The organism is Pseudomonas sp. TMW22090, from assembly GCF_022496665.1.
GTDB lineage: Bacteria > Pseudomonadota > Gammaproteobacteria > Pseudomonadales > Pseudomonadaceae > Aquipseudomonas > Aquipseudomonas gregormendelii.
On sequence record NZ_SCFH01000005.1, the window covers coordinates 289,306 to 308,057 of the forward strand.

General features: G+C 62.1%; 19 protein-coding genes. 1 reads left to right on the forward strand and 18 read right to left on the reverse strand.

Annotation, left to right across the window (positions count from 1 at the left end):
- Positions 1 to 76: 76 nt before the first annotated feature.
- Positions 77 to 1,351: an MFS transporter gene (locus tag EQV97_RS16415; RefSeq protein WP_122841491.1), complete on the reverse strand. Its 1,275-nt coding sequence runs from the start codon at positions 1,349 to 1,351 to the stop codon at positions 77 to 79.
- A 119-nt stretch (positions 1,352 to 1,470) separates the two neighbouring features.
- On the opposite strand from EQV97_RS16415, the gene EQV97_RS16420 reads away from it, so the two are divergent.
- Complete coding sequence (locus EQV97_RS16420) at positions 1,471 to 2,373, forward strand: LysR family transcriptional regulator (protein ID WP_240889266.1); 903 nt, start codon at positions 1,471 to 1,473, stop codon at positions 2,371 to 2,373.
- A gap of 66 nt (positions 2,374 to 2,439) precedes the next feature.
- On the opposite strand, the gene EQV97_RS16425 is transcribed toward EQV97_RS16420, so the two are convergent.
- Genes EQV97_RS16425 through EQV97_RS16505 form a run of 17 tightly spaced genes read right to left on the reverse strand, consistent with a single transcriptional unit; the run spans position 2,440 to position 18,747 of the window.
- Entirely contained in the window at positions 2,440 to 3,666 is a 1,227-nt protein-coding gene (locus EQV97_RS16425) for a beta-ketoacyl-ACP synthase (protein WP_122841493.1), read from the reverse strand.
- Positions 3,666 to 4,394, reverse strand: a complete 729-nt coding sequence (gene fabG / locus EQV97_RS16430) for a 3-oxoacyl-ACP reductase FabG (protein WP_240889267.1) — start codon at positions 4,392 to 4,394, stop codon at positions 3,666 to 3,668. Before fabG ends, EQV97_RS16425 begins: the two co-directional genes overlap by 1 nt.
- Complete coding sequence (locus tag EQV97_RS16435) at positions 4,387 to 4,851, reverse strand: hotdog family protein (RefSeq protein ID WP_240889268.1); 465 nt, start codon at positions 4,849 to 4,851, stop codon at positions 4,387 to 4,389. The genes fabG and EQV97_RS16435 overlap by 8 nt, the downstream gene beginning before the upstream one ends.
- Positions 4,848 to 6,044 carry a beta-ketoacyl-[acyl-carrier-protein] synthase family protein gene (locus EQV97_RS16440; RefSeq protein WP_240889269.1) on the reverse strand — a complete coding sequence of 399 codons (1,197 nt, stop codon included), beginning with the start codon at positions 6,042 to 6,044 and terminating at the stop codon, positions 4,848 to 4,850. The genes EQV97_RS16435 and EQV97_RS16440 overlap by 4 nt, the downstream gene beginning before the upstream one ends.
- Positions 6,041 to 6,562, reverse strand: coding sequence for a hypothetical protein (locus EQV97_RS16445; protein WP_240889270.1), 522 nt, complete (start codon positions 6,560 to 6,562; stop codon positions 6,041 to 6,043). Before EQV97_RS16445 ends, EQV97_RS16440 begins: the two co-directional genes overlap by 4 nt.
- A complete protein-coding gene (locus EQV97_RS16450; RefSeq protein WP_122841498.1) occupies positions 6,562 to 7,287 on the reverse strand; it encodes a class I SAM-dependent methyltransferase in 726 nt (241 codons plus the stop codon). Before EQV97_RS16450 ends, EQV97_RS16445 begins: the two co-directional genes overlap by 1 nt.
- Complete coding sequence (locus EQV97_RS16455; RefSeq protein WP_122841499.1) at positions 7,284 to 8,531, reverse strand: NAD(P)/FAD-dependent oxidoreductase; 1,248 nt, start codon at positions 8,529 to 8,531, stop codon at positions 7,284 to 7,286. The genes EQV97_RS16450 and EQV97_RS16455 overlap by 4 nt, the downstream gene beginning before the upstream one ends.
- The gene (locus tag EQV97_RS16460; protein ID WP_225569309.1) at positions 8,518 to 9,678 is read right to left on the reverse strand and encodes a sodium:proton antiporter; all 1,161 of its coding nucleotides are present in this window, start codon (positions 9,676 to 9,678) and stop codon (positions 8,518 to 8,520) included. Before EQV97_RS16460 ends, EQV97_RS16455 begins: the two co-directional genes overlap by 14 nt.
- A complete protein-coding gene (locus EQV97_RS16465; RefSeq protein WP_240889271.1) occupies positions 9,675 to 12,017 on the reverse strand; it encodes a hypothetical protein in 2,343 nt (780 codons plus the stop codon). Before EQV97_RS16465 ends, EQV97_RS16460 begins: the two co-directional genes overlap by 4 nt.
- Positions 12,001 to 12,612 carry an outer membrane lipoprotein carrier protein LolA gene (locus EQV97_RS16470; protein ID WP_240889272.1) on the reverse strand — a complete coding sequence of 204 codons (612 nt, stop codon included), beginning with the start codon at positions 12,610 to 12,612 and terminating at the stop codon, positions 12,001 to 12,003. Before EQV97_RS16470 ends, EQV97_RS16465 begins: the two co-directional genes overlap by 17 nt.
- Positions 12,609 to 13,034 (reverse strand): acyl-CoA thioesterase, encoded by a 426-nt coding sequence (locus EQV97_RS16475; protein ID WP_045061919.1) that lies wholly within the window; start codon positions 13,032 to 13,034, stop codon positions 12,609 to 12,611. Before EQV97_RS16475 ends, EQV97_RS16470 begins: the two co-directional genes overlap by 4 nt.
- On the reverse strand, positions 13,027 to 14,571 hold the full coding sequence (locus EQV97_RS16480; protein WP_122841502.1) for an aromatic amino acid ammonia-lyase: 1,545 nt from the start codon (positions 14,569 to 14,571) through the stop codon (positions 13,027 to 13,029). Before EQV97_RS16480 ends, EQV97_RS16475 begins: the two co-directional genes overlap by 8 nt.
- Positions 14,552 to 15,496, reverse strand: coding sequence for a glycosyl transferase (locus EQV97_RS16485; RefSeq protein WP_240889273.1), 945 nt, complete (start codon positions 15,494 to 15,496; stop codon positions 14,552 to 14,554). Before EQV97_RS16485 ends, EQV97_RS16480 begins: the two co-directional genes overlap by 20 nt.
- Positions 15,493 to 16,227: a glycosyltransferase family 2 protein gene (locus EQV97_RS16490; RefSeq protein WP_122841675.1), complete on the reverse strand. Its 735-nt coding sequence runs from the start codon at positions 16,225 to 16,227 to the stop codon at positions 15,493 to 15,495. The genes EQV97_RS16485 and EQV97_RS16490 overlap by 4 nt, the downstream gene beginning before the upstream one ends.
- A 44-nt stretch (positions 16,228 to 16,271) precedes the next feature.
- Positions 16,272 to 17,954: an acyl-CoA synthetase family protein gene (locus EQV97_RS16495; RefSeq protein WP_240889274.1), complete on the reverse strand. Its 1,683-nt coding sequence runs from the start codon at positions 17,952 to 17,954 to the stop codon at positions 16,272 to 16,274.
- A complete protein-coding gene (locus EQV97_RS16500; RefSeq protein WP_240889275.1) occupies positions 17,951 to 18,496 on the reverse strand; it encodes a hypothetical protein in 546 nt (181 codons plus the stop codon). Before EQV97_RS16500 ends, EQV97_RS16495 begins: the two co-directional genes overlap by 4 nt.
- A complete protein-coding gene (locus tag EQV97_RS16505; protein ID WP_045061913.1) occupies positions 18,493 to 18,747 on the reverse strand; it encodes an acyl carrier protein in 255 nt (84 codons plus the stop codon). Before EQV97_RS16505 ends, EQV97_RS16500 begins: the two co-directional genes overlap by 4 nt.
- Positions 18,748 to 18,752: the final 5 nt, after the last annotated feature.

The window sequence follows — 18,752 nt, forward strand, 5'->3', positions numbered from 1 at the left end:
GGAACACGATCAAAAGATCGCAGCCTGCGGCAGCTCCCATACTGTAGGAGTTGCCGAAGGCTGCGATCTTCTGCTTTTAAGCTTTAACACCACCCAGCGGCGGCAATTTCGCCAACTTCAATGCCACCAGCAGCGCAATCACCAGCAAGGTACCCACGAACAACCCGATCCCGTTCCAGCCACCCAGGTGCCAGAACACACCGCCCGCCGTCCCGGCAATGCTAGACCCGGCGTAATAGCTGAACAGGTACAGCGACGACGCCTGGCCCTTTGCCCTGGTTGCGCGTCGGCCAATCCAGCTGCTCGCTACCGAATGCGCGCCGAAGAAGCCGAACGTGAAAATCAGCATGCCGATGATCACCACCGGCAATGACGTGAACATCGTCAGGGCGAGGCCGCCGATCATCAATACGATGGTCGACCAGAGCACTTTGCGGCGCCCCAGTTTGTCGGCCAGCGAACCTATTTTTGCCGAACTGTAGATCCCCGACAGGTACACCACCGACAGCAGCCCGACGAAGGCTTGTTCCATGTGGTACGGCTCGGCCAGCAGGCGATAGCCGATGTAGTTGAACAAGGTGACAAAGGCCCCCATCAGCACAAAGGCTTCGAGAAACAGCAGCGGCAAACCGGCGTCGCGAAAATGCATGGTGAAACCGTCGACCAGGCTGCGTGGGTGCAGCGAACGTGGACGGAAGTTGCGTGATTCGGGAAGTATTTTCCAGAACACTGCCGCTGCAATCAGCGCCAGGCCCCCGATGACCAGCATTGCGGTATGCCAGCTGACGAAGTCGATCAGCACCCCGGTGATCAGGCGTCCGCTCATCCCGCCAATCGCATTGCCGCCGATGTACAGCCCCATCGCGAGCCCGATGTGCTGCGGGTGGATCTCTTCGCTCAGATAAGTCATGGCCACCGCGGCCAGGCCACTCAATGACAGGCCGATCAGCGCGCGCATCAGCAGCACGCCGTGCCAGCTTGGCATCATCGAGCTGGCGATGGTGCACAGCGCCGCTGCAAATAGCGCGGCGACCATCACCGGCTTGCGTCCGACCCGATCGGAAATGGGCCCGGTGATCAGCAGGCCGATGGCGAGCATGCCAGTGGCCACCGAGAGAATCAGGCTGCTCTGGGCTGCATTGATCGAATATTCGTGGGACAGCAGCGGCATCATCGGCTGCACGCAATACAGCAGGGCGAACGTCGCAAAGCCACCGCAGAACAACGCCAGCACTGTGCGCATGAACATCGGCGTGCCTTTCTCGATGTAAATCTCCTTGAGCTCGGCAGCGACATCATCCACTGCGCAAGGTGGGACTTCATGGGCGAGTGGCGCAACAACAGTTTTCACTTCGGACCTCGGGAGCGGGTAGCCGGTCAGGCAATGGAAAAAGCATATAGCTGCCTAATGATTCAATCCAATATATTATTCGACCTGTTTAAGAGCTTTTGCGACCTAATGAGGTTTTCATGGAATTGCGTCATTTGCGGTACTTCATCGCCGTCGCCGAAGAACTGCATTTCGGCCGCGCCGCACAGGTGCTGGGCATCTCGCAACCGCCCTTGAGCCAGCAGATTCAGGCACTGGAGCAAGAGGTAGGGGCGCGATTGTTTGAGCGTACCAATCGTCGGGTCGAACTCAGCGAGGCGGGTCGGTTGTTTCTGCAGGAGGCGCGGCTGGTGCTGGCGCAGGTCGACAAAGCTGCCGACGTCGCCCGTCGGGCGCAATTGGGCGAGCTGGGGGAGCTGAAAATCGGCTTTACCTCATCGGCGCCATTCAACTCGACCATCCCCCAGGCGATTTTCGCATTCCGCCAGCGCTTCCCGGCGGTGCATTTGAACCTGCGGGAAATGAGCAGCACCCAGGTGGCCGATGCGCTGGTGGATGAGTCGATTGAAGTCGGCATCATGCGCCCGCTGGGGCTGCCGGATTCCCTGAGCGTAGTCGAGCTGATGAGTGAACCGCTGGTGGCGGTACTCAGCTCCAAACATCCGCTGGTGAACGGCAGCGAGGAGGGGTTGTTCCTTTCAGCCTTGGCCCTCGAACCTTTCGTGTTTTTCCCGCGCAGCTACGGCAGCGGCCTTTACGCGCAACTGCTGAGCCTGGCCCGCGACTCCGGTTTCAGTCCGCACTTCGCCCAGGAGGCTGGCGAGGCAATGACCATTATCGGGTTGGTGGCTGCAGGGTTGGGCGTCTCGGTGCTGCCGGCGTCTTATCAGCGGATGCGGATTGACGGAGTGGTGTACCGGCCCTTGCTCGATCCGGCGGCGGTGTCGGCGGTCTGGCTGGCGCAGCGCAAGGACCAGAAATCGCCGATGGCGCGGGCGTTTGTGGAGTTGTTGACGAGGAAGGTCGAGCCGCTGCAAGCGTGACTGCCTTGGCTTGAGTTCACCCCGTAGGAGCTGCCGAAGGCGGCGATCTTTTGATCTATATGTGTTTCAAGACCACCGCCGAAAAATCAGCGAAGTATTCACCCCGCCAAACGCAAAATTATTGTTCATCACATACTGATTACTCATCTGCCGGAATTCGCCGCGCAGGTAATCGAGCTTGCCGCAGTGCGGGTCGATGTCGTCCAGATTGAAGGTGTGGGCATACAGGTCGCTGTTCATCATTTCGATGCTGAACCACGACTCCAGTGCGCCACAGGCGCCGAGGGTGTGGCCGAGGAAACTCTTTTGCGAACTGATAGGCATGTGCTCGCCAAACAGCGCGCTGGTCGCCAGGGTCTCGGCAATGTCGCCTTGTTCCGTGGCAGTGCCGTGGCCGTTCACGTAGCCGATGTCACAAGGCTGCAGGCCCGCGTCTTCCAGCGCCAGTTCCATGGCCCGGCGCATGGTGACCTGCTCCGGACGGGTGGTGTGCTGACCGTCTGCGTTGCTGCCAAAGCCGACCAGTTCGGCGTGAATGCGCGCGCCGCGGGCCAGTGCGTGTTCCAGTTCTTCGAGCACCAGCATGCCGCCGCCTTCACCGATCACCAGGCCGTCGCGGCCCTTGTCGTAAGGGCGCGGCGTGGTCTGCGGGGCGTCGTTTTTCAGGCTGGTCGCATAGAGCGCGTCGAAGACCATGGCTTCGGTGGGGCACAGCTCTTCGGCACCGCCGGCGAGCATCAGCGGCAGGCGGCCGAACTTGATCGATTCGTAGGCGTAGCCAATGCCCTGGCTGCCGCTGGTACAGGCACTGGACGTGGGGATCAGGCGTCCTGTGAGGCCGAAGAAGATGCTGATGTTCGCCGCCGTGGTGTGCGGCATCATGCGCACGTAGGAATTGGCGTTGAGCCCCTCGGCCACCGAGTTGAGCAGCATATTGCCAAACGCTTTGATTTCGTCGGTGCTGCCAGTGGACGAGCCGCATGCCACGCCCATGCGTCCGTCCTTGATCGATTCATCGCCCAGCAGCCCGGCATCGGCCAGCGCCTGCTCCGCAGCACCTACCGCCAGGCGCGATACCCGGCCCATGCTGCGCAGTTGCTTGCGGGTCCAGTGGGCGGGCACCTTGAAGTCATCGATGGGCCCGGCCAGACGGGTGTTGAGCTCGGTGAACCGGTCCCACTCGTCCATCCGGCGGATGCCGCTGCGGTTGGCCGCGAAGTTGCCGGCTATGGTTTCCCAGTTGCTGCCCAATGAGGTGATACCGGCCATGCCGGTGACGACGACGCGCTTCATCAGCACAGGCCTCCATTGACGGCCAGAACCTGGCGGGTGATGTACGACGCTTCCGCCGACATCAGGAAATTCACCGCGCCGGCCACCTCTTCTGGGGTGCCCATGCGCTGTGCGGGGATCATCTTCATCAGTTCTTCCACCGGCACGTTTTCATCGAGCATCGCCGTGTCGATCAGGCCGGGTGCGACACAGTTGACGGTGATCTTGCGTTTGCCCAGCTCGATCGCCAGGGCTTTCGCCGCGCCGATCAAACCCGCCTTGGAAGCGCTGTAGTTGACCTGGCCACGGTTGCCGATCAGTCCCGATACCGAGGTAATGCAGACAATGCGCCCGGCCGCACGGCGACGGATCATCGGCATCATCACCGGGTGCAGCACATTGTAGAAACCGTCCAGGTTGGTGCGCATCACCACATCCCAATCATCCTCGCTCAGCGCCGGAAAAGCACCGTCGCGGGTCAGTCCGGCGTTGAGCACCACGCCATAATAGGCACCGTAAGTTTCTACGTCCGCTTCAAGGATCACCTTGCAGTTGGGGCGGTCGGACACATCGAATTGCAGTATGCGGGCTTTTCGCCCCAAGGCTTCGACCTCTTTCTTGACCGCGCCAGCTTCCGCCAGGCCACTGCGGCAATGCAGCACGATGTCATGGCCGGCCTGGGCCAGGCGCAGGGCAATGGCGCGGCCGATACCACGGCTGGAGCCGGTGACCAGTATGGATTCAGTCATGACTGGACTCCTTTGATTCATCAAGATATTGCGCGGCCTGAGGCGGGCGGAACACGTTCAGACGAGCGGTGGCGTGGATGCCGGGGGCATTGATATGACATTCGAATACACCCATGCCGTTCTCATCTTCCAGTGAGCGCAGCCCGTGTATGGTCAGCTCGGTGCCAATCGGGAAGTGTTCGACATTGCATTCGAACTTGCGGGTACCGAGCAGGAAACCCAGCTCGACCGCATCGCCGCGCTGGCGGGCGTGGCAACCGGCATAGGCGGCGACGCTCTGGGCCATCAGCTCGATGCCGACCCAGGCCGGCAAGCTGCCGTCGGGGCGGCTGAACAGGCCTTCAGGCCTGACCACCAGGCGGGTGTGGATCTGCTCCTCGTCGAACGACAGGATCTGTTCGATCAGGATCATGTCGCCAGCGTGCGGCAGCAGTTCGGCGAGCGGCCAGTCGATCATGGTGCGTCTCCGATTATCAGGCTGACGTTGTTGCCACCGAAGGCGAAGGAATTGCTCATCAGGTAGCGCGGTGCAATGGACGACAGGCGATCCGTGCCGGTCACCCAATTCAGCGGTGGCAGGTCCGGGTCGGGTTGGCCATCCCAGACATGCGGCGCCAAGGCGTGCTGCAGATTGTCCTTGCACAGGCTCAGCCAGCAGAACGCAGCTTCCAGGGCGCCCGCTGCGCCGAGGGTGTGGCCGGTCAGCGGTTTGGTCGACGAGCAGGGCACGCCCGCCGGGAACAGGGTGGTCACCGCCAGGCTTTCCATCGAATCATTATGGTGTGTGGCCGTGCCGTGCAGGTTCAGGTAGGCAATCTGGCCCGGTTGCAGATTCGCACGATCCAGGGCCTTGCGCATGGCCTGCAGTGCGCCGCGGCCAGCCGGTTCCGGCGCGGAAATATGGTGTGCATCGGAACTTGCACCGCTGCCCAGCAGCGCAATCGACGGGCTGCCGCCGGGCTGTCTGGTCATCAGGAACAGTACGGCCGCTTCGCCGATGTTGATGCCGTTGCGATTGACTGAAAAGGGGTTGCAGCGCTGACCGGACACGGCCTCCAGCGCAGAGAAACCGTTGAGGGTCAGTTTGCACAGGCTGTCGACTCCGCCGCACAGCACCGCATCGCACAACCCCATGTTCAACAGGCGCTGGGCGCTCATCAGTGCCCGGGCACTGGAGGTGCACGCGGTAGAGATGACATAGGCCGGACCGCTGGTTTGCAGCCAGTCGGCGAGGAAATTCGCCGGCGCGCCGAGTTCCTGTTGCTGGTAGTTGTAGTCAGCGGGAAACACGTCCTCGCGAATGTAATGGGCCAGGCCGCGGCTGGCTTCGTCTATGCCTGAAGTGCTGGTGCCCAGGACCACGCCAATGCGATGGCGGCCGTAGGTCGCAATCGCCTGGTCAATGTCCTCGCGAATCTGCAGGGCGGCTTCCAGCAGCAGCTGATTGTTGCGGCTGGCTTGCTCCGTGAGTTCGACAGGGATGGCCGCGAGCTCGCCGCGCACAGCCGCCACCGGCACCGTACGATCGACAATCCAGCCGGCTTCGTCGCGCATGCCGGAGCAGTCGCCGGCAAACAGGTTGCGGCTGACTTCCTCCTTGCCCCGACCCAGGGCGCAGATCACCCCGAGGGCATTCAAATAGGCAGTCATGGCGTATCCCCGCTCAGGGGCGTGACCTGGTATTTCGGACCTTCGGGCAGGGTCAGATCGAAGTTTTGCGGTTGCCTGTAGCGCACGTCCCAACGCTCGGGCAATGACCGTTGCGTACCGTGTTGCCAGGCGCTGGGGTAGTTGCCCTGCAATTGATCCCTGGGGGTCAGCGCAAACAGCAAGGCAGCAAACAATTCCCGCGCTTCGGCATTGGGTGGCAGCAGGCCGTCGGCGTGCCAGGCGCCGTCGACCAGTTTCTGCCGGGCCTGGGGAATGCCCAGCAGGTCCATCATCGACCAGCGAATGCCCGGCCCTTCGCGCTGGATCACCAGCACCCAGTCCAGGCGCTGGTCGGCTTGCAGGCGCTGGATATGCAGTTGCATGGGCAGTGCCAGGTCAGGCGTTTGCTCGGGCAGCGGCGCCCGGCTGGTGCAGGCGCTCAGCAGCAGTGTACCGAGCAGCAAACATGTGGGAGCCAGCCTGCAGGAGGTGAATTGCGCGGTGTTGAAAATACTCATCAAACGGCACCTTCAAGCGGTTTGCGCGCAACCACATTGACCAGGGTTTCTTCTCGCTCACCAACGGCTTTTGGCCGTTGCAGGCCCAGGCGCTCCAGCAGGCCGAAATCCCTGGCGCGACTCCACCACAGGTAGGGGTAGGACACGTTCTGCGGGCCGAACTCGAAACCCTGTTGGCGAATCATCTGCAGATACCCGGCGGCACTTTTTTGCACATGCATGGGATGGCGAAACAACCAGCGAATCACCCAGGTATCAATGTAAGCCTCGGTGGATTCGGCGAACAGCAGATACCCTCCAGGTTTCAATACCCGATAGAACTCGGCCAGGGCCAGGTCCTGCTCTACCAGATGATGGAACGTCTGGTGACAGAACAACAGGTCGACACTGGCGTCCGGCAGTTGAATGCTCGCGCAGTCACTGCCGATCAATTCCACTTCGATGCACTGGCGAGCGGCTTCTTCACGGCTGAGTTCGAGACTGTGAGGGTCGGCATCCAGGCCAGTCAGGCGTTGTGGTGCAAAGGTCTGGTGCAACAGCTGGAACGACTTACCCTGGCCACAACCGGCATCGAGCAGCACGGGATGAGCGGGTGGTGGTTCGCTGAACAGGCTGCGCAGGTCATTGATCGCCACCCGCAACACGTGGTGCTGCCAGGTGTGGCTGCGCAGGAACCAGAAACCGAAGCGGGTTTCCTCGACGTAATTGTCGCTCAGGAAACTCATGTGGCGTCCCTTGCGCACAGTTCCGAGAGCATCCGCAGCCGGCGTTTGGGTTCGGCGACGAACGGGTTGCGTTCGTCCCAGGCATAACCGGCGAGGATCGCGCTGATCATGCGGCGAATGTCCGGTGAACTGCCCGGATGGTAGATCACGTCCTGGAAGGTTCCGGCATACCAGCCTTCCACGTAGCAGCGAAACGTATCGACGCCACGCTTGAGCGGGACGGCGAACTCGCTTTCCCAGTCGACATTTTCACCCTGCAGTTGGCGATGCAGTACCGCAGTGGCCATGCTCGCCGAGCGCATGGCAATGGTCACGCCGGAGGAAAACACCGGGTCCAGGAATTCGGCGGCGTTACCCAGCAGCGCGAAGCCGGGCCCGTGCAGGGATTTGACGTTGGCCGAATAACCACCGATGGTGCGCGCGGGGGTGTCCCAGACTGCGTTGTCGAGCACGGCCGACAGGCTTGGGGTTTCGGCGATAAAACCACGCAGGCAGTCGTCCAGATTGTCCGCGCGCCCTGCGAAATGTTCCGCCGCCGCGACCACGCCCACAGAGCACCGGCCATTGCTGAACGGGATGGTCCAGAACCAGATGTCGCGCTGGGTTGGATGGGTGGTGACGAGGATTTTGCTGCGATCGAAGGCCGGATTGTCGATATGGTCTTCGACATGGGTGAACACGGCCTGGCGCACCGGAAAGTTCGACGGCGCTTCGAGGTCGAGCAGGCGCGGCAGGACCCGCCCGTAGCCGCTGGCATCGAGTATGAATTGGGCTTCTATGCGGTACTCGCTGCCATCTTCACGCAGCACGCCGAGCTGCGGTTTGGCCAGGTCGGGCACCACGCTGACGATGGTTTCACCGTAGCGGATTTCGACGCCTTGCAGCGCTGCCTGGTCCGCCAGCAGCTTGTCGAAATCGGCACGCAGCACCTGGAAGGTGGTCGGTTTGCCGTTGCTGAAGGTGTCGCCAAAATCGAATGCGCTGTACTGCTCGCCCCAGGCGAAGGCCGCACCGGTTTTCAGTTGGAAACCGGCGGCGTTTACTGCATCGAGCATGCCCGCTTCCTCGACGAAGTCCAGGCAGTGGGACAGCAGGCTTTCGCCAATGGAAAACCTCGGGAAATGCTGACGCTCGATCATCAGCACATCATGCCCTTTGCGTTTGAGCAAAGCGGCGGCGATGGCACCCGAAGGGCCTGCGCCGATGACAACCACCTGGCGACATTCCGTTTCAACTGTTGGCATGGGGGTTCCTTGCCGGGGCGGCGATGTTCATGGGGATTCGGTGCATGCCGACCAGTGCCGGCAGCAATGTCGCGATCAGTCCCATCAGCATCAGCGCAAAATACAGCGCCGGGCTGATGAGATGTTGTTGCAGCAGCAGGTTGAGAAAGACGATCTCGCTCAAACCGCGAATATTCAGCAGGACGCTTTCCCGCCAGCGACTGGCGCCTTCAAACGAAGCACCGGCCCAGCCCAGGCCCAGCCAGTTGCCCAGCAATTTGCTGGCTATCGGCAACACCAGCAATGCTGCCAGCTGCCCCCAGCCAAGGCTGGCCATGGCGCTATGGACGTCGATTTGCACGATGCCGAACGTGAGAATGAGCGGGATCGCGATGTTCGTCTGCAACCGGCTCATCCAGGCCGCCGGTAGCGGAAGGACTAATGGCACTTTCAAGGCCGCCATGCACAGCAGGTAGCCGATGCCGAGAATCAGTGCATTGAGCTTGAAGTGTTCGGCAACCACCAGCAGCGCGAAGAAACAGCCGCTGTGCAACAACGGTTGGCGCATGCCGAGCAGGCTCAGCAGTAACGGCAGGCAGGCTCCTGCCAATGGTAGCAGCAGACTGCTCAAGTGCAGGCTGCCCTGGGCGATGGCGAACAGGGTCCAGCACGTGAGGTCGATCAGGATGGCGGTCTGCACCAGGCGCCGCGTTGCAGTGCTCGGGTAGTTGATGTGCCGCAAGTACAGGTACAACACCGGAATTGCGGTGATGGCGAACAGCAGGCCGACAGCCAGCGAGCTGATCCAGGGCTGCGCGGGCAACAGCCATACCGCAGTAGCCAGTCCGCAAGCGAAGGGCATGCAGAAACTCGGCAGGGCAATTTTCAGGCTCTGGCGGTCCAGACGCAGGTCGATGACGTCACTGAGGATATGCCCCAGTAACAGGGCAAAACTCAGGCTGTAGAGGTTTTTCAGCCAGGCCGGGGAGATAAGCTGGGCGCCACTCAATTGCCAGCCGGGCTCGATCCAGAAGTACATCAACAGCGGCAAACCGATGGTGGCCAGCAGCAACTGGCTGACAATAGGGATCAGGCCAAAGCGGCGCCCGACATAGGTCGCCAGGGCAAACAGACTCAGGGCCAGGATCCAGAACAGGGCGATCATCATGCCACCGACTCCGCCGTTGCAACCGCATGACTCTGGCGGCCAGCCCACGGCGCCAGCATGAAACTGAACACCAGCCCCAGGCTCACCGACAGGCCGAAGTTGCTCACCGCCGGCGTGCTCGACACGGCCAGCAGACCGAAGGACAGCCAAGTGGTCAGCGCCGCCAGCAAGGTGCCCAGCAGGCTCACTGCCGCCCCACCGACCTGCTCGCGCATGAGGATCGCGTAGTCGACGCTGATGGCGGTGACCAACAGCAGGCCAAACAGGCTGAACAAGGTCAGCGGCTGCCCCAGCCAGCCCAGACTGGCCAGGCTGCACACCGCGGCCAGCAGCGGCAGAGTGACAATGCGCAAGGCGCCGCCAAGGCCGAACGGCAGGATCAGCACCAGCACGATCAGCACGCAGGAAGCCAGTTTCAACTCGGCGGCGCTGATCTGGGTCGCGGCGAAGACGCTGTTCAATTCACCCAGGCGATCGACCAGCTCCACACCCGGCAGGTCCAGGGCCTGAACCTGCAGCAACGCGGGGTTATTCAAGCCTTGCAGGCTCACCATAGCCGCTACGCCTCCGTCATCGGTCGAACCCAGCCACAGGGCGCGATAGGGCTCTGCCAGTGGGCCGCGTAGCGCCGTGTCGACATCCTGGATCGGCAACGCGCGCAAGCTTTCGAGTTCGGCTTGCAGTGCTGCCACCGGTACGCCGAGATCAAGCAACGGCTGCCAGTGTTGCGCCAGTTTGTTCAGCGCTTCGCGAACCTGTACCTGTTCGCTGGGCGGGCTGACCAGTTGATTGAGGGACAGGTAACCCTGGAGTTTCTCCAGGTTGACCAGTTGATCGAGTCGCTCGCTCAGCGCGTTCTGGCGTTCGAGTAATTGCTGCTGATCGGCCGCGCGCACCAGGAAGAACTGGCTGGTGGGCTGATAACCGGTGATCCGGGCAATGGTCTGGGCTTCGTCCGTCAGCTGCTGGGGCGCGCCGACCCATTGGCGAATATCGTTCTTGCTGTCGAGCTGTAGCAGGCCGGCGACGCAGAAGGCGACCAGCACTGCCAGCAATACCGGGGTGCTGGCCCGCTTGAGCAGTGCTTCGCGGCACAGCAGCAAGCTTTCGCAAACCCTTAACGGCCATTGAGCAGGGCGCAATTGCACCCCCTTCAGCAATGCCGGTAGCAGGCATACCGCGCACAAGTAGGCGCCGATCAGACCCGCTGCGGAGAACACCGCGATCTGGGTCAGCGCTGGAAACGGAGTCCAGGCCAGGGCGAGGTAACCGATGCAACTGGTGATCAGGCTCAGCGTCAGGCCGGGCAAGGTCAGGCGCAGGGCTGGCCAGCTGCGCCAGGGTTTCAGGCTCCAGCTTTTGGACAGGTAATGCAGCGGGTAGTCGACCGCCACGCCGATCAGGCTCGAACCGAGCACCAGCGTCATCACATGCATATGGCCGAACAGGGCGACGCAGGCCGCCGCACCGAAGAGCATGCCCACCAGCACCGGGACAAAGGCGAGCAAGACGCGCCAGCGCCGGAAGGCCAGCAGTAGCAATAATAGAATGCCGATCGTGGCGCCGCCGCCGACCCAGGTCATTTCGCGGGTGGCTTGCTGCTGGCCGTTTGCGGCATAGAGCAGGCCGCTGGCCGCCAACAGTTGTACCTTGGCCTGGGCGGCTTCGGCACGGCTGCTTTGGAGCAGTTCGGCGACCTGCAGGGGCAGCTTCATGTCGAATGCATTCCCGGTGGTGCGCGCGCGCAGCAGCACCCAGCTTATGCCGTCAGTATCAGCCACCAGCGCACCGCTGCCGATGTCCAGTTGTACGGCGCCGTGTTGGGGCTGGCTGTTCTGGATGCGTCCGGTCAACCCCAGCCAGTCTTCCTGGCTGGGTACCAGGCTGAAGCCGGTGAAGGGGTCGAAAAGGCCTTGCACGCGCTGCTGGATGAACGCGTCGGGGTGCTCGATCAACTGCTGGCGATCTTCGAACGAGAGCATCGCCAGGCGACCCTGCAGCAGCTGGGTGCGCAGCGCCGGCAAGTCGGCTTGCAGGTTCCACTGGACCTTTTCGAACAGGCCGCTGGCTTGCCATTGCTCGCCGAGTTGCTGCGCCATGGCCACAGCCTGTTGCCGATCAGCGTGGCCGACCAGTACCAGCATCTCGCGGTTCAAGGGTTCCTGCATGCGCTGCTCGGCGCGTGACTCCAGTGCATCCGGTGCCGTGCCTGGTACCAGCTCCATCAGGTTGGCCGACAGCGGTGGGCCGTTACGCCATTGCCAACCGGCCAGCGCCAGTACCACCAGTAGCAGGATCAGGAAAATCTGCGGGAGCCTGCGTTCACTCGGCAAAGTCATGTTGCTCCGAGTCGCTCAACGGTTGCGCGGCGGTACTGTCCTGCATGCGTAAAAGGGTGCTGTCGCCTTGGGTTTCCAGCAGTTCGATACTGTGCACCAACTCGGCCCCGGCAATGTTGATCTGGTTGAACACCTGCTTTAACAGCAGCGAACGCGGGATCAGGGTCAACTTCCAGTCCTTTGCATCGCCACTGAGCGACAGGTCGAAGTCTCGTTGCAGCCCGCTGCTGTCACCTTGCAGCACCGCGAGGAACAATCGGTTCTGCTCGGCTCCGGCGCTCTTGCCCGGCAGCATTTGCCAGCCGTTGCCGTCGCGCCGGGCGATGCCCTTGGCGGTGATCCGATAATCTTGCTGCAGCGGTGTTCTGAGCAGCCAGAGCAGGCCGTGGTTTTTCGCCAGGACGAATGTGCCCTTGCTGGTCAGCGGCTGGGGCAGGGCGCGCAGGTGTTTTTCCTGGATGAAACTGCCGTGGATCACGTCAGGTTTGCCCAGTTGATCGCTGAGCTGCTGCAGATCAAAAGCCTGGGCCAGTGAAGTACCCAGCAGCATGACGCCTGCCACCAGAAATTTGCAGCAGGTTGTCCGCCAGTTCATTCGAGCACCTTTTCCACTGCATCTGTAAAGATCTTCGGGGACGCCAGCTGCATTTCGCGATTGCTCATATCGACGGCGACCTGTACGGATACGGCGCGGGTCAGGCGTTCGCCGGTTTCCAGGTCGGTGATCAGGTAGTTGATCTTCAACCGGTTCTCCCATTCCACCAGGTTCGCCCGGACGTTGAGCTTCTGGCCGAACACCGCGCCACGCACATATCGCAGCTGCAGGTCGATCACCGGCCAGGCGTAGCCCGACTCGACCATGGCGCTGTAGTTGTGGCCGATGCGGTCCAGCAACGCACAGCGGGCGACTTCCAGGTACTTGATGTAATGGCCGTGCCAGACGACGTGCATGGTGTCGACGTCGAAAAACGGCACGAGGATTTGCGTATCGATGTGAAGCACGCCCTTGCTACGCATGCAGCCTCCAGTGTTGTTCGGCTATACGCTGCAGGCACAGGCGCAACTCGCTCTCCAGGGCCCGGTCTTCGATCACTGGCGGGAAATCTTCAGCCAGCTGCGCGTGCATGGCGGCAAGTGCCGGCGGCAATGTACGCGCGTCCTCGGCTTTACTGCGTAACCAGACGCCCTGGTTGGCGGCCAGCAGCGTCGCGGCAGCCACTTGTTCGGTCAGCTCCAGCACGCGAATGGCATCCCGTGCAGCGATGGTGCCCATGCTCACCTTGTCCTGATTGTGGCACTCGGTGGAGCGGGAAAAGACGCTGGCCGGCATGGTGTTCTTCAGGGCTTCTGCGGTCCACGCGCTCGTACCGATCTGCACCGCCTTGAAGCCGTGATTGAGCATCGCCCGATCAGCCGTGGCACCCGACAGGTTACTCGGCAAGCCATGGTTGTAGCGCTCGTCGACCAACAGCGCGAGCTGACGATCGAGCAGGTCGGCGACGTTGGCAACCAGGTTTTTCAGGCTATCCATCGCAAAGGCGATGTGGCCGCCGTAGAAATGACCGCCGTGCAGCACCCGCTCGGCTTCAGCGTCGATGATCGGATTGTCGTTGGCACTGTTGAGTTCTATTTCGATGAACGAGCGCAACCAGTTCAGGCTATCGGCCAATACGCCGAGCACGTGGGGCGCACACCGCAGGGAATAGCGATCCTGCAGGCGATGCAGCGGTGCGGTGGGAGCGTCGATAGCCAGGTCCTTGCGCAGCCATGCAGCGACCTGCATCTGCCCCGGATGCGGTTTCGCGGCGAACAGGCGCTCGTCGAAGTGTTCCGGATTGCCTTGCAGCGCCACCACGTTCATTGCGGTAATGCGGGTGGCCAGTTGCAGCAGGTAATCGGCTCGCGCGTAGGCCAGGCAGGCCAGGCCCGTCATGACGGCGGTACCGTTCATCAATGCCAGGGCTTCCTTGGGCCTGAGCACCAGGGGTTCCCAGCCCAGTTCGCGATGGACGTCGGCCGCTGGCCGGCGTTCGCCACGAAACATGACCTCGCGCTCGCCGGATAACGTCGCGGCGACATACGACAACGGAGTCAGGTCGCCGCTGGCGCCCACCGAGCCTTCCTCCGGTATCAGCGGCAGGATGTCGTGTGCAAGGAAGGCCTGGAGGCGTTCCAGCAGTTCCACGCGAACCCCCGACACACCCTGGCACAGCGACTGCAAGCGTGCAGCGAGCACGGCGCGGGTCGCCTGGGCGTCGAGTAACTTGCCCAGGCCGCAACCGTGGAATGTGTACAGGTGACGAGGCAGCGCCTCGACGTGATGCAGCGGCACCGCGACTACGCAGGAGTCGCCATAGCCGGTAGTCACGCCGTAAATCACCCCTTCCTTGTCCAGCAGCGAATCCAGGAACTGCGCGCCTTTGGCGATGCGCTGGCGAAACAGGGCGTCGCCTTGCAACTGCACAGGCACCTGGCGGTTGGCCAGGGCCCGCACATCTTCAATACGCAGGGGGAGTTCGCCGAAGGTTACCGGCTCAAGCGTTGGCGTCGTCATCGGTCTTCCAGAAAGGGTAAAAGTTGAACCATTGTTGTGGTGCTTCGAGGCAATAGTGACCCAAGCGTTCGGCGTAGCGGCTCGCCCACTGATGAATGACCTGTTCGCGCTCGCTGCGTTTCCAGGTAACGGCATCGGTGAACGGCTCGAGTGTCAGTCGATAATCGCCCGTTGGCTTCTTCAGGCACAACAACAGGTTTACCGGGCATTTGAGCAGGCCAGCCAGCAGCCATGGGCCCTGGGGAAATGCGGCCTGATGGCCAAGAAAGTCCACCGTGACGCTACGCCCGCCGTGCAGGGGGACACGATCGCCGGCAATTGCCAGCCATTCGCCCCGTTCCAGGCGCTCGTGCAGTTGCAGCATGATCACCGGGTCCAGCTCGCTCACCTGAATCAGGCGCAAGTTGGTCGCGCCGGCTTCGCCCAGCAATCGGTTGAACTGCTCGGCATGCTTGGTGTGCACCAGCACGTTCATGGTGACCTTTTCGCCGATCTCCGCCAAGGCGCGGCACACCTCGAGATTGCCCAGGTGCGCACCCACCAGCATTTGGCCGCGGGAGGCACGCAATTGATCGCGCAGCAGGGCCGGGTCGATGATTTCGATCTGCTCGATGCTCAGCTTGCCGTTCCAGACGTCGAGTTTGTCGAGCATCGAGTCGGCAAATGCCATGAATTGGCCGAAGACGCGCCAGTGGGTCGGGCGCAAGTCGCTGCGCCCGCTCCAGTCGGCAAGCCGTTGCTGGTATTGCCAGGCGCTGTGGCGAGCGCTTCGACCAAAGAGGAAAAAGTACAGGACAATGCCATACAACAGTGGGCTCAACAGGCGCCGGCCCAGCACCCGGGCACCGAATGCCGTGAGCTTCATCAACCAGAAACTGCCGCGCTCCTCACGGTCGGCCCAGTGCGCCTTGTTGTTGCTGCTCATGTGCGCCACCGCTGCCAGAGCATCGCCGGCGCGCGCAACAACATGCCGAAAAACAGCCGCGTGTGCATGCTCGAAATCAGTACGTTGTCGTGGAGCAGGCGAAAGTGTGAAACGCCATCCAGCGGATAATGCACCCGGGTGGGCCGCCACAGCATCGGTTGATTGCGCCAGGCCAGTCGCACCAGGATGTCCGAGTCGAAATCCATGCGCTTGCCGATTTTCGCCGAGTCGATCAAGGCCAGTACGGGCGGCAGCGGATACACGCGAAAGCCGCACATCGAGTCGCGAATCTGCAGCGACAGGGTGTTGATCCAGACCATCACGTGGGTCAGGTAGCGGGCATACAGGCGGCCCTTGGGGACGCTGGCGTCGTATTGCGGGTAACCGCAGATCACCGCCTCGGGGTGGGCGCGAGACTGCTCGATGAAGGTGCCGATGTCCTGCAGGTCGTGCTGGCCGTCGGCGTCTACCTGCAATGCATGAGTAAACCCCAGGCGCGCGGCTTCGCGCAGACCGGTCATGACCGCACCGCCCTTGCCCTGGTTGGCGGCGAGGCGAATCAGGAATACCTTTTCGCGCAGCGCCAGGTGATCGAGCACTTTTGCACAGGACGGGGCACTGGCATCGTCCACCAGGATGCAGGGAAGACCGCTGCCAAGTACCGCCTCGACCACGGTGGTAATCGCGGTTTCGTGGTTGTAGACCGGAATGACGGCGCAAGGGTTATGCATGAGCACGTCCCCCTGGGCGATTGAGTGCGCAGCACTTGCCAGAATCAGGCATCGCTCGCCGCCTCCAGCAGAATCCGTCCACTGGAACAGGTCGCGGTTTCATTGCGATAAGCGAAATACAGCTTGCCGCGCATCGGATCAAAACGCAGGTGCAACTGGACCTGATCCCCAGGGCGCACCAGTTGCTGGAATTTCAGGACTTCCATACCGGCGAATTTTTCCGGCAGGTTCATCAATCGTTGGCCCAGGGCGAGGGCCCAATCGACCTGCACCACACCGGGCAACACCGGTGCCTTGGGGAAATGGCCGCTGAAGAACGCCAGGTCCGGTGGCACCGCCAATTGCAGGCTCCACTCGCCATCGTCTTCGATCTGTTGCAGTACTTCTGGCAATTTCGGTCGAGCAGCCAGCAATAACCCCTCGACATCCGCTTGCGGCAGCTTGCCCTGGCTGTTGAACGGCAGTTGTCGCAGAAAACGCCAGCGTCGCGGCAACGCCAGGGTTTCGCAGTGCAGGCCCAGGTGCTGGCGCAGCTCCTCGGTAACGGCGCGCCGGCCCTGGTTGCGCAACGCGTGCAAGCCTGACTCGCTCAAGACCAGCAGCGCGCCCAGCGACGCGCGGTTTTCCTGCACCACACCCATGCGTGCTTCAGCCACCCAATCATGGGTGCTCAACGCCTGTTCGAGCATTGGAAGCGAGATACGTTTTTCTTCCAGTTTGACGATTCGGTCCAGCCGCCCCTGGAGCTCAAAACGGCCGTCGGCGGCAATTTGCGCGGCATCGGCGGTATGTTCAACGTGGCCTGGGGGCATGTAGGGAGAGCTGACAAGCAACGCACCGTCACTGTCCAGCGCCAGTTCAACGTCGGCAAATGGCTGCCAGGGCTCATCGGCCTGACGCCAGGCAATACCGCCGGTTTCCGAGCTGCCGAGGATTTCCGTCGGCCATTGCTGCAGGCGCTGGTGCAGGCTTCGCGCCGCTTCGGCCGGCAAGGCGCCACCAGAAGAAAATACCCGGCGAACTGCACTCAGGGCGGGCCAGTCAAGGTTGTCGCCCATGCGCTTGAGCAGCGCCGGGCTGGCGACCCAGGCGAAGGTCGGGCACTCGCGGCTGGCGCGCTGCAGATCTTCCGGAAACGCCAGCTGCTTGCGCACGAACGGCCGACCGGCGCACAGCGGCCACAGCACCCGGAAGAGCAACCCATAGATGTGCTGGGTGGCGACGCTGCCGATGATGCAGGCCTGGCCAAGGTCGGCACCCCAGAGGGTCTCCAGGGCCTGCACTTCATTGGCCAACTGGCCCAGGGTTTTGTCGATGCGCTTGGGCTCGCCACTGGAACCTGAAGTGCACAGGCTGAGTTGGCATTGGTCCAGGTCGAACTCGACTGCACCCAGGGGCGCGCCCCGGTAATCCTCCAGATGGGCGTCGTCGGCCAGGTCGGTCAGCCACAGGTCGACTTCCGTGGACCAGCGTTGCCGGGTAACGGGTTGCAGGTCGGCCGGAAGTAGCACGCTGGCGCCGGCGCGCCAGGCGCCAAGCAGGGCGACGGCCAGGTCGGCGGCGTCTTCCAGGTGCACGGCAACGCGCCGTATGCCCTGGCTTTCGAGGCCGGCAGCCAGGCGCAGTGCGCGTTCGCACAGCTGGGCGTGGGTCAGCACCGGCCCGGCCGTCACGGCGCGCTCCGGTTGAGCCTTGAGCAGCAGTTGCTCAAGTTTAATCCAGTTCATGGGTGGCCTCGTACCCGTTGTCGTATCAGCCATTCAATGGCAAACATCAGGCCCATTAATCCATAGGAGATCAGGCCGGTGTACAACATCCACCAGTTCAGCGGCGCCCAAAGAGTCAGGGCTGTCGCCAGCAAGCCGTTACAGAGAAAAAACACACTCCAGGCGATCGTCACCTGGCGGGTATAAACAATGGCCCGGGGCGGCAGTTGCGGCTCACGCAACCGTGCCAGGCGCTCGACCATCGGCGGACCGTATTTCAGGCTCAGGCCAAACAAACCGAGCATGAACCCGCTGATGAGCACCGGATACCAGCGCAACAACAGTGGGCTGTCGAACAATGCCAGCAGCAGGCAAAAAATGATCGCGGTGACGGCCATCCACAGGCTGCCGGGTTTGCGCGGGCCGAGCAGCGCGCGCCCCAGCCAGAGGCTTCCCAACAGCAGGCCAAACTGCCAAGGGGCAAAGTGTTCCATGCCGAAATACACCGCGAAGGGGTACAGCAGGCCCGCCAGCAGCAAGCCGAGGCCGATCAGTCGCCTCATGCGGCCGGTTGAACCAGGCGGTAGACCGCTTCGACCACGTCACTGACGGTACGTACCGTTTTGAACTCCTCGGCGGCGATTTTCTTGCCGGTCTGACGTTTGATGTGATCGATCAGGTCCACGGCGTCAATACTGTCGATCTCCAGATCCTGATAAAGATTGGATTCGAGCTTCACGCGTTCAGGGTCCAGTTCGAAGAGTTCGACCAAGGCATCGCGCAAGGTGTTGAAAATGTCGTCACGAGTTTGCATGGTCC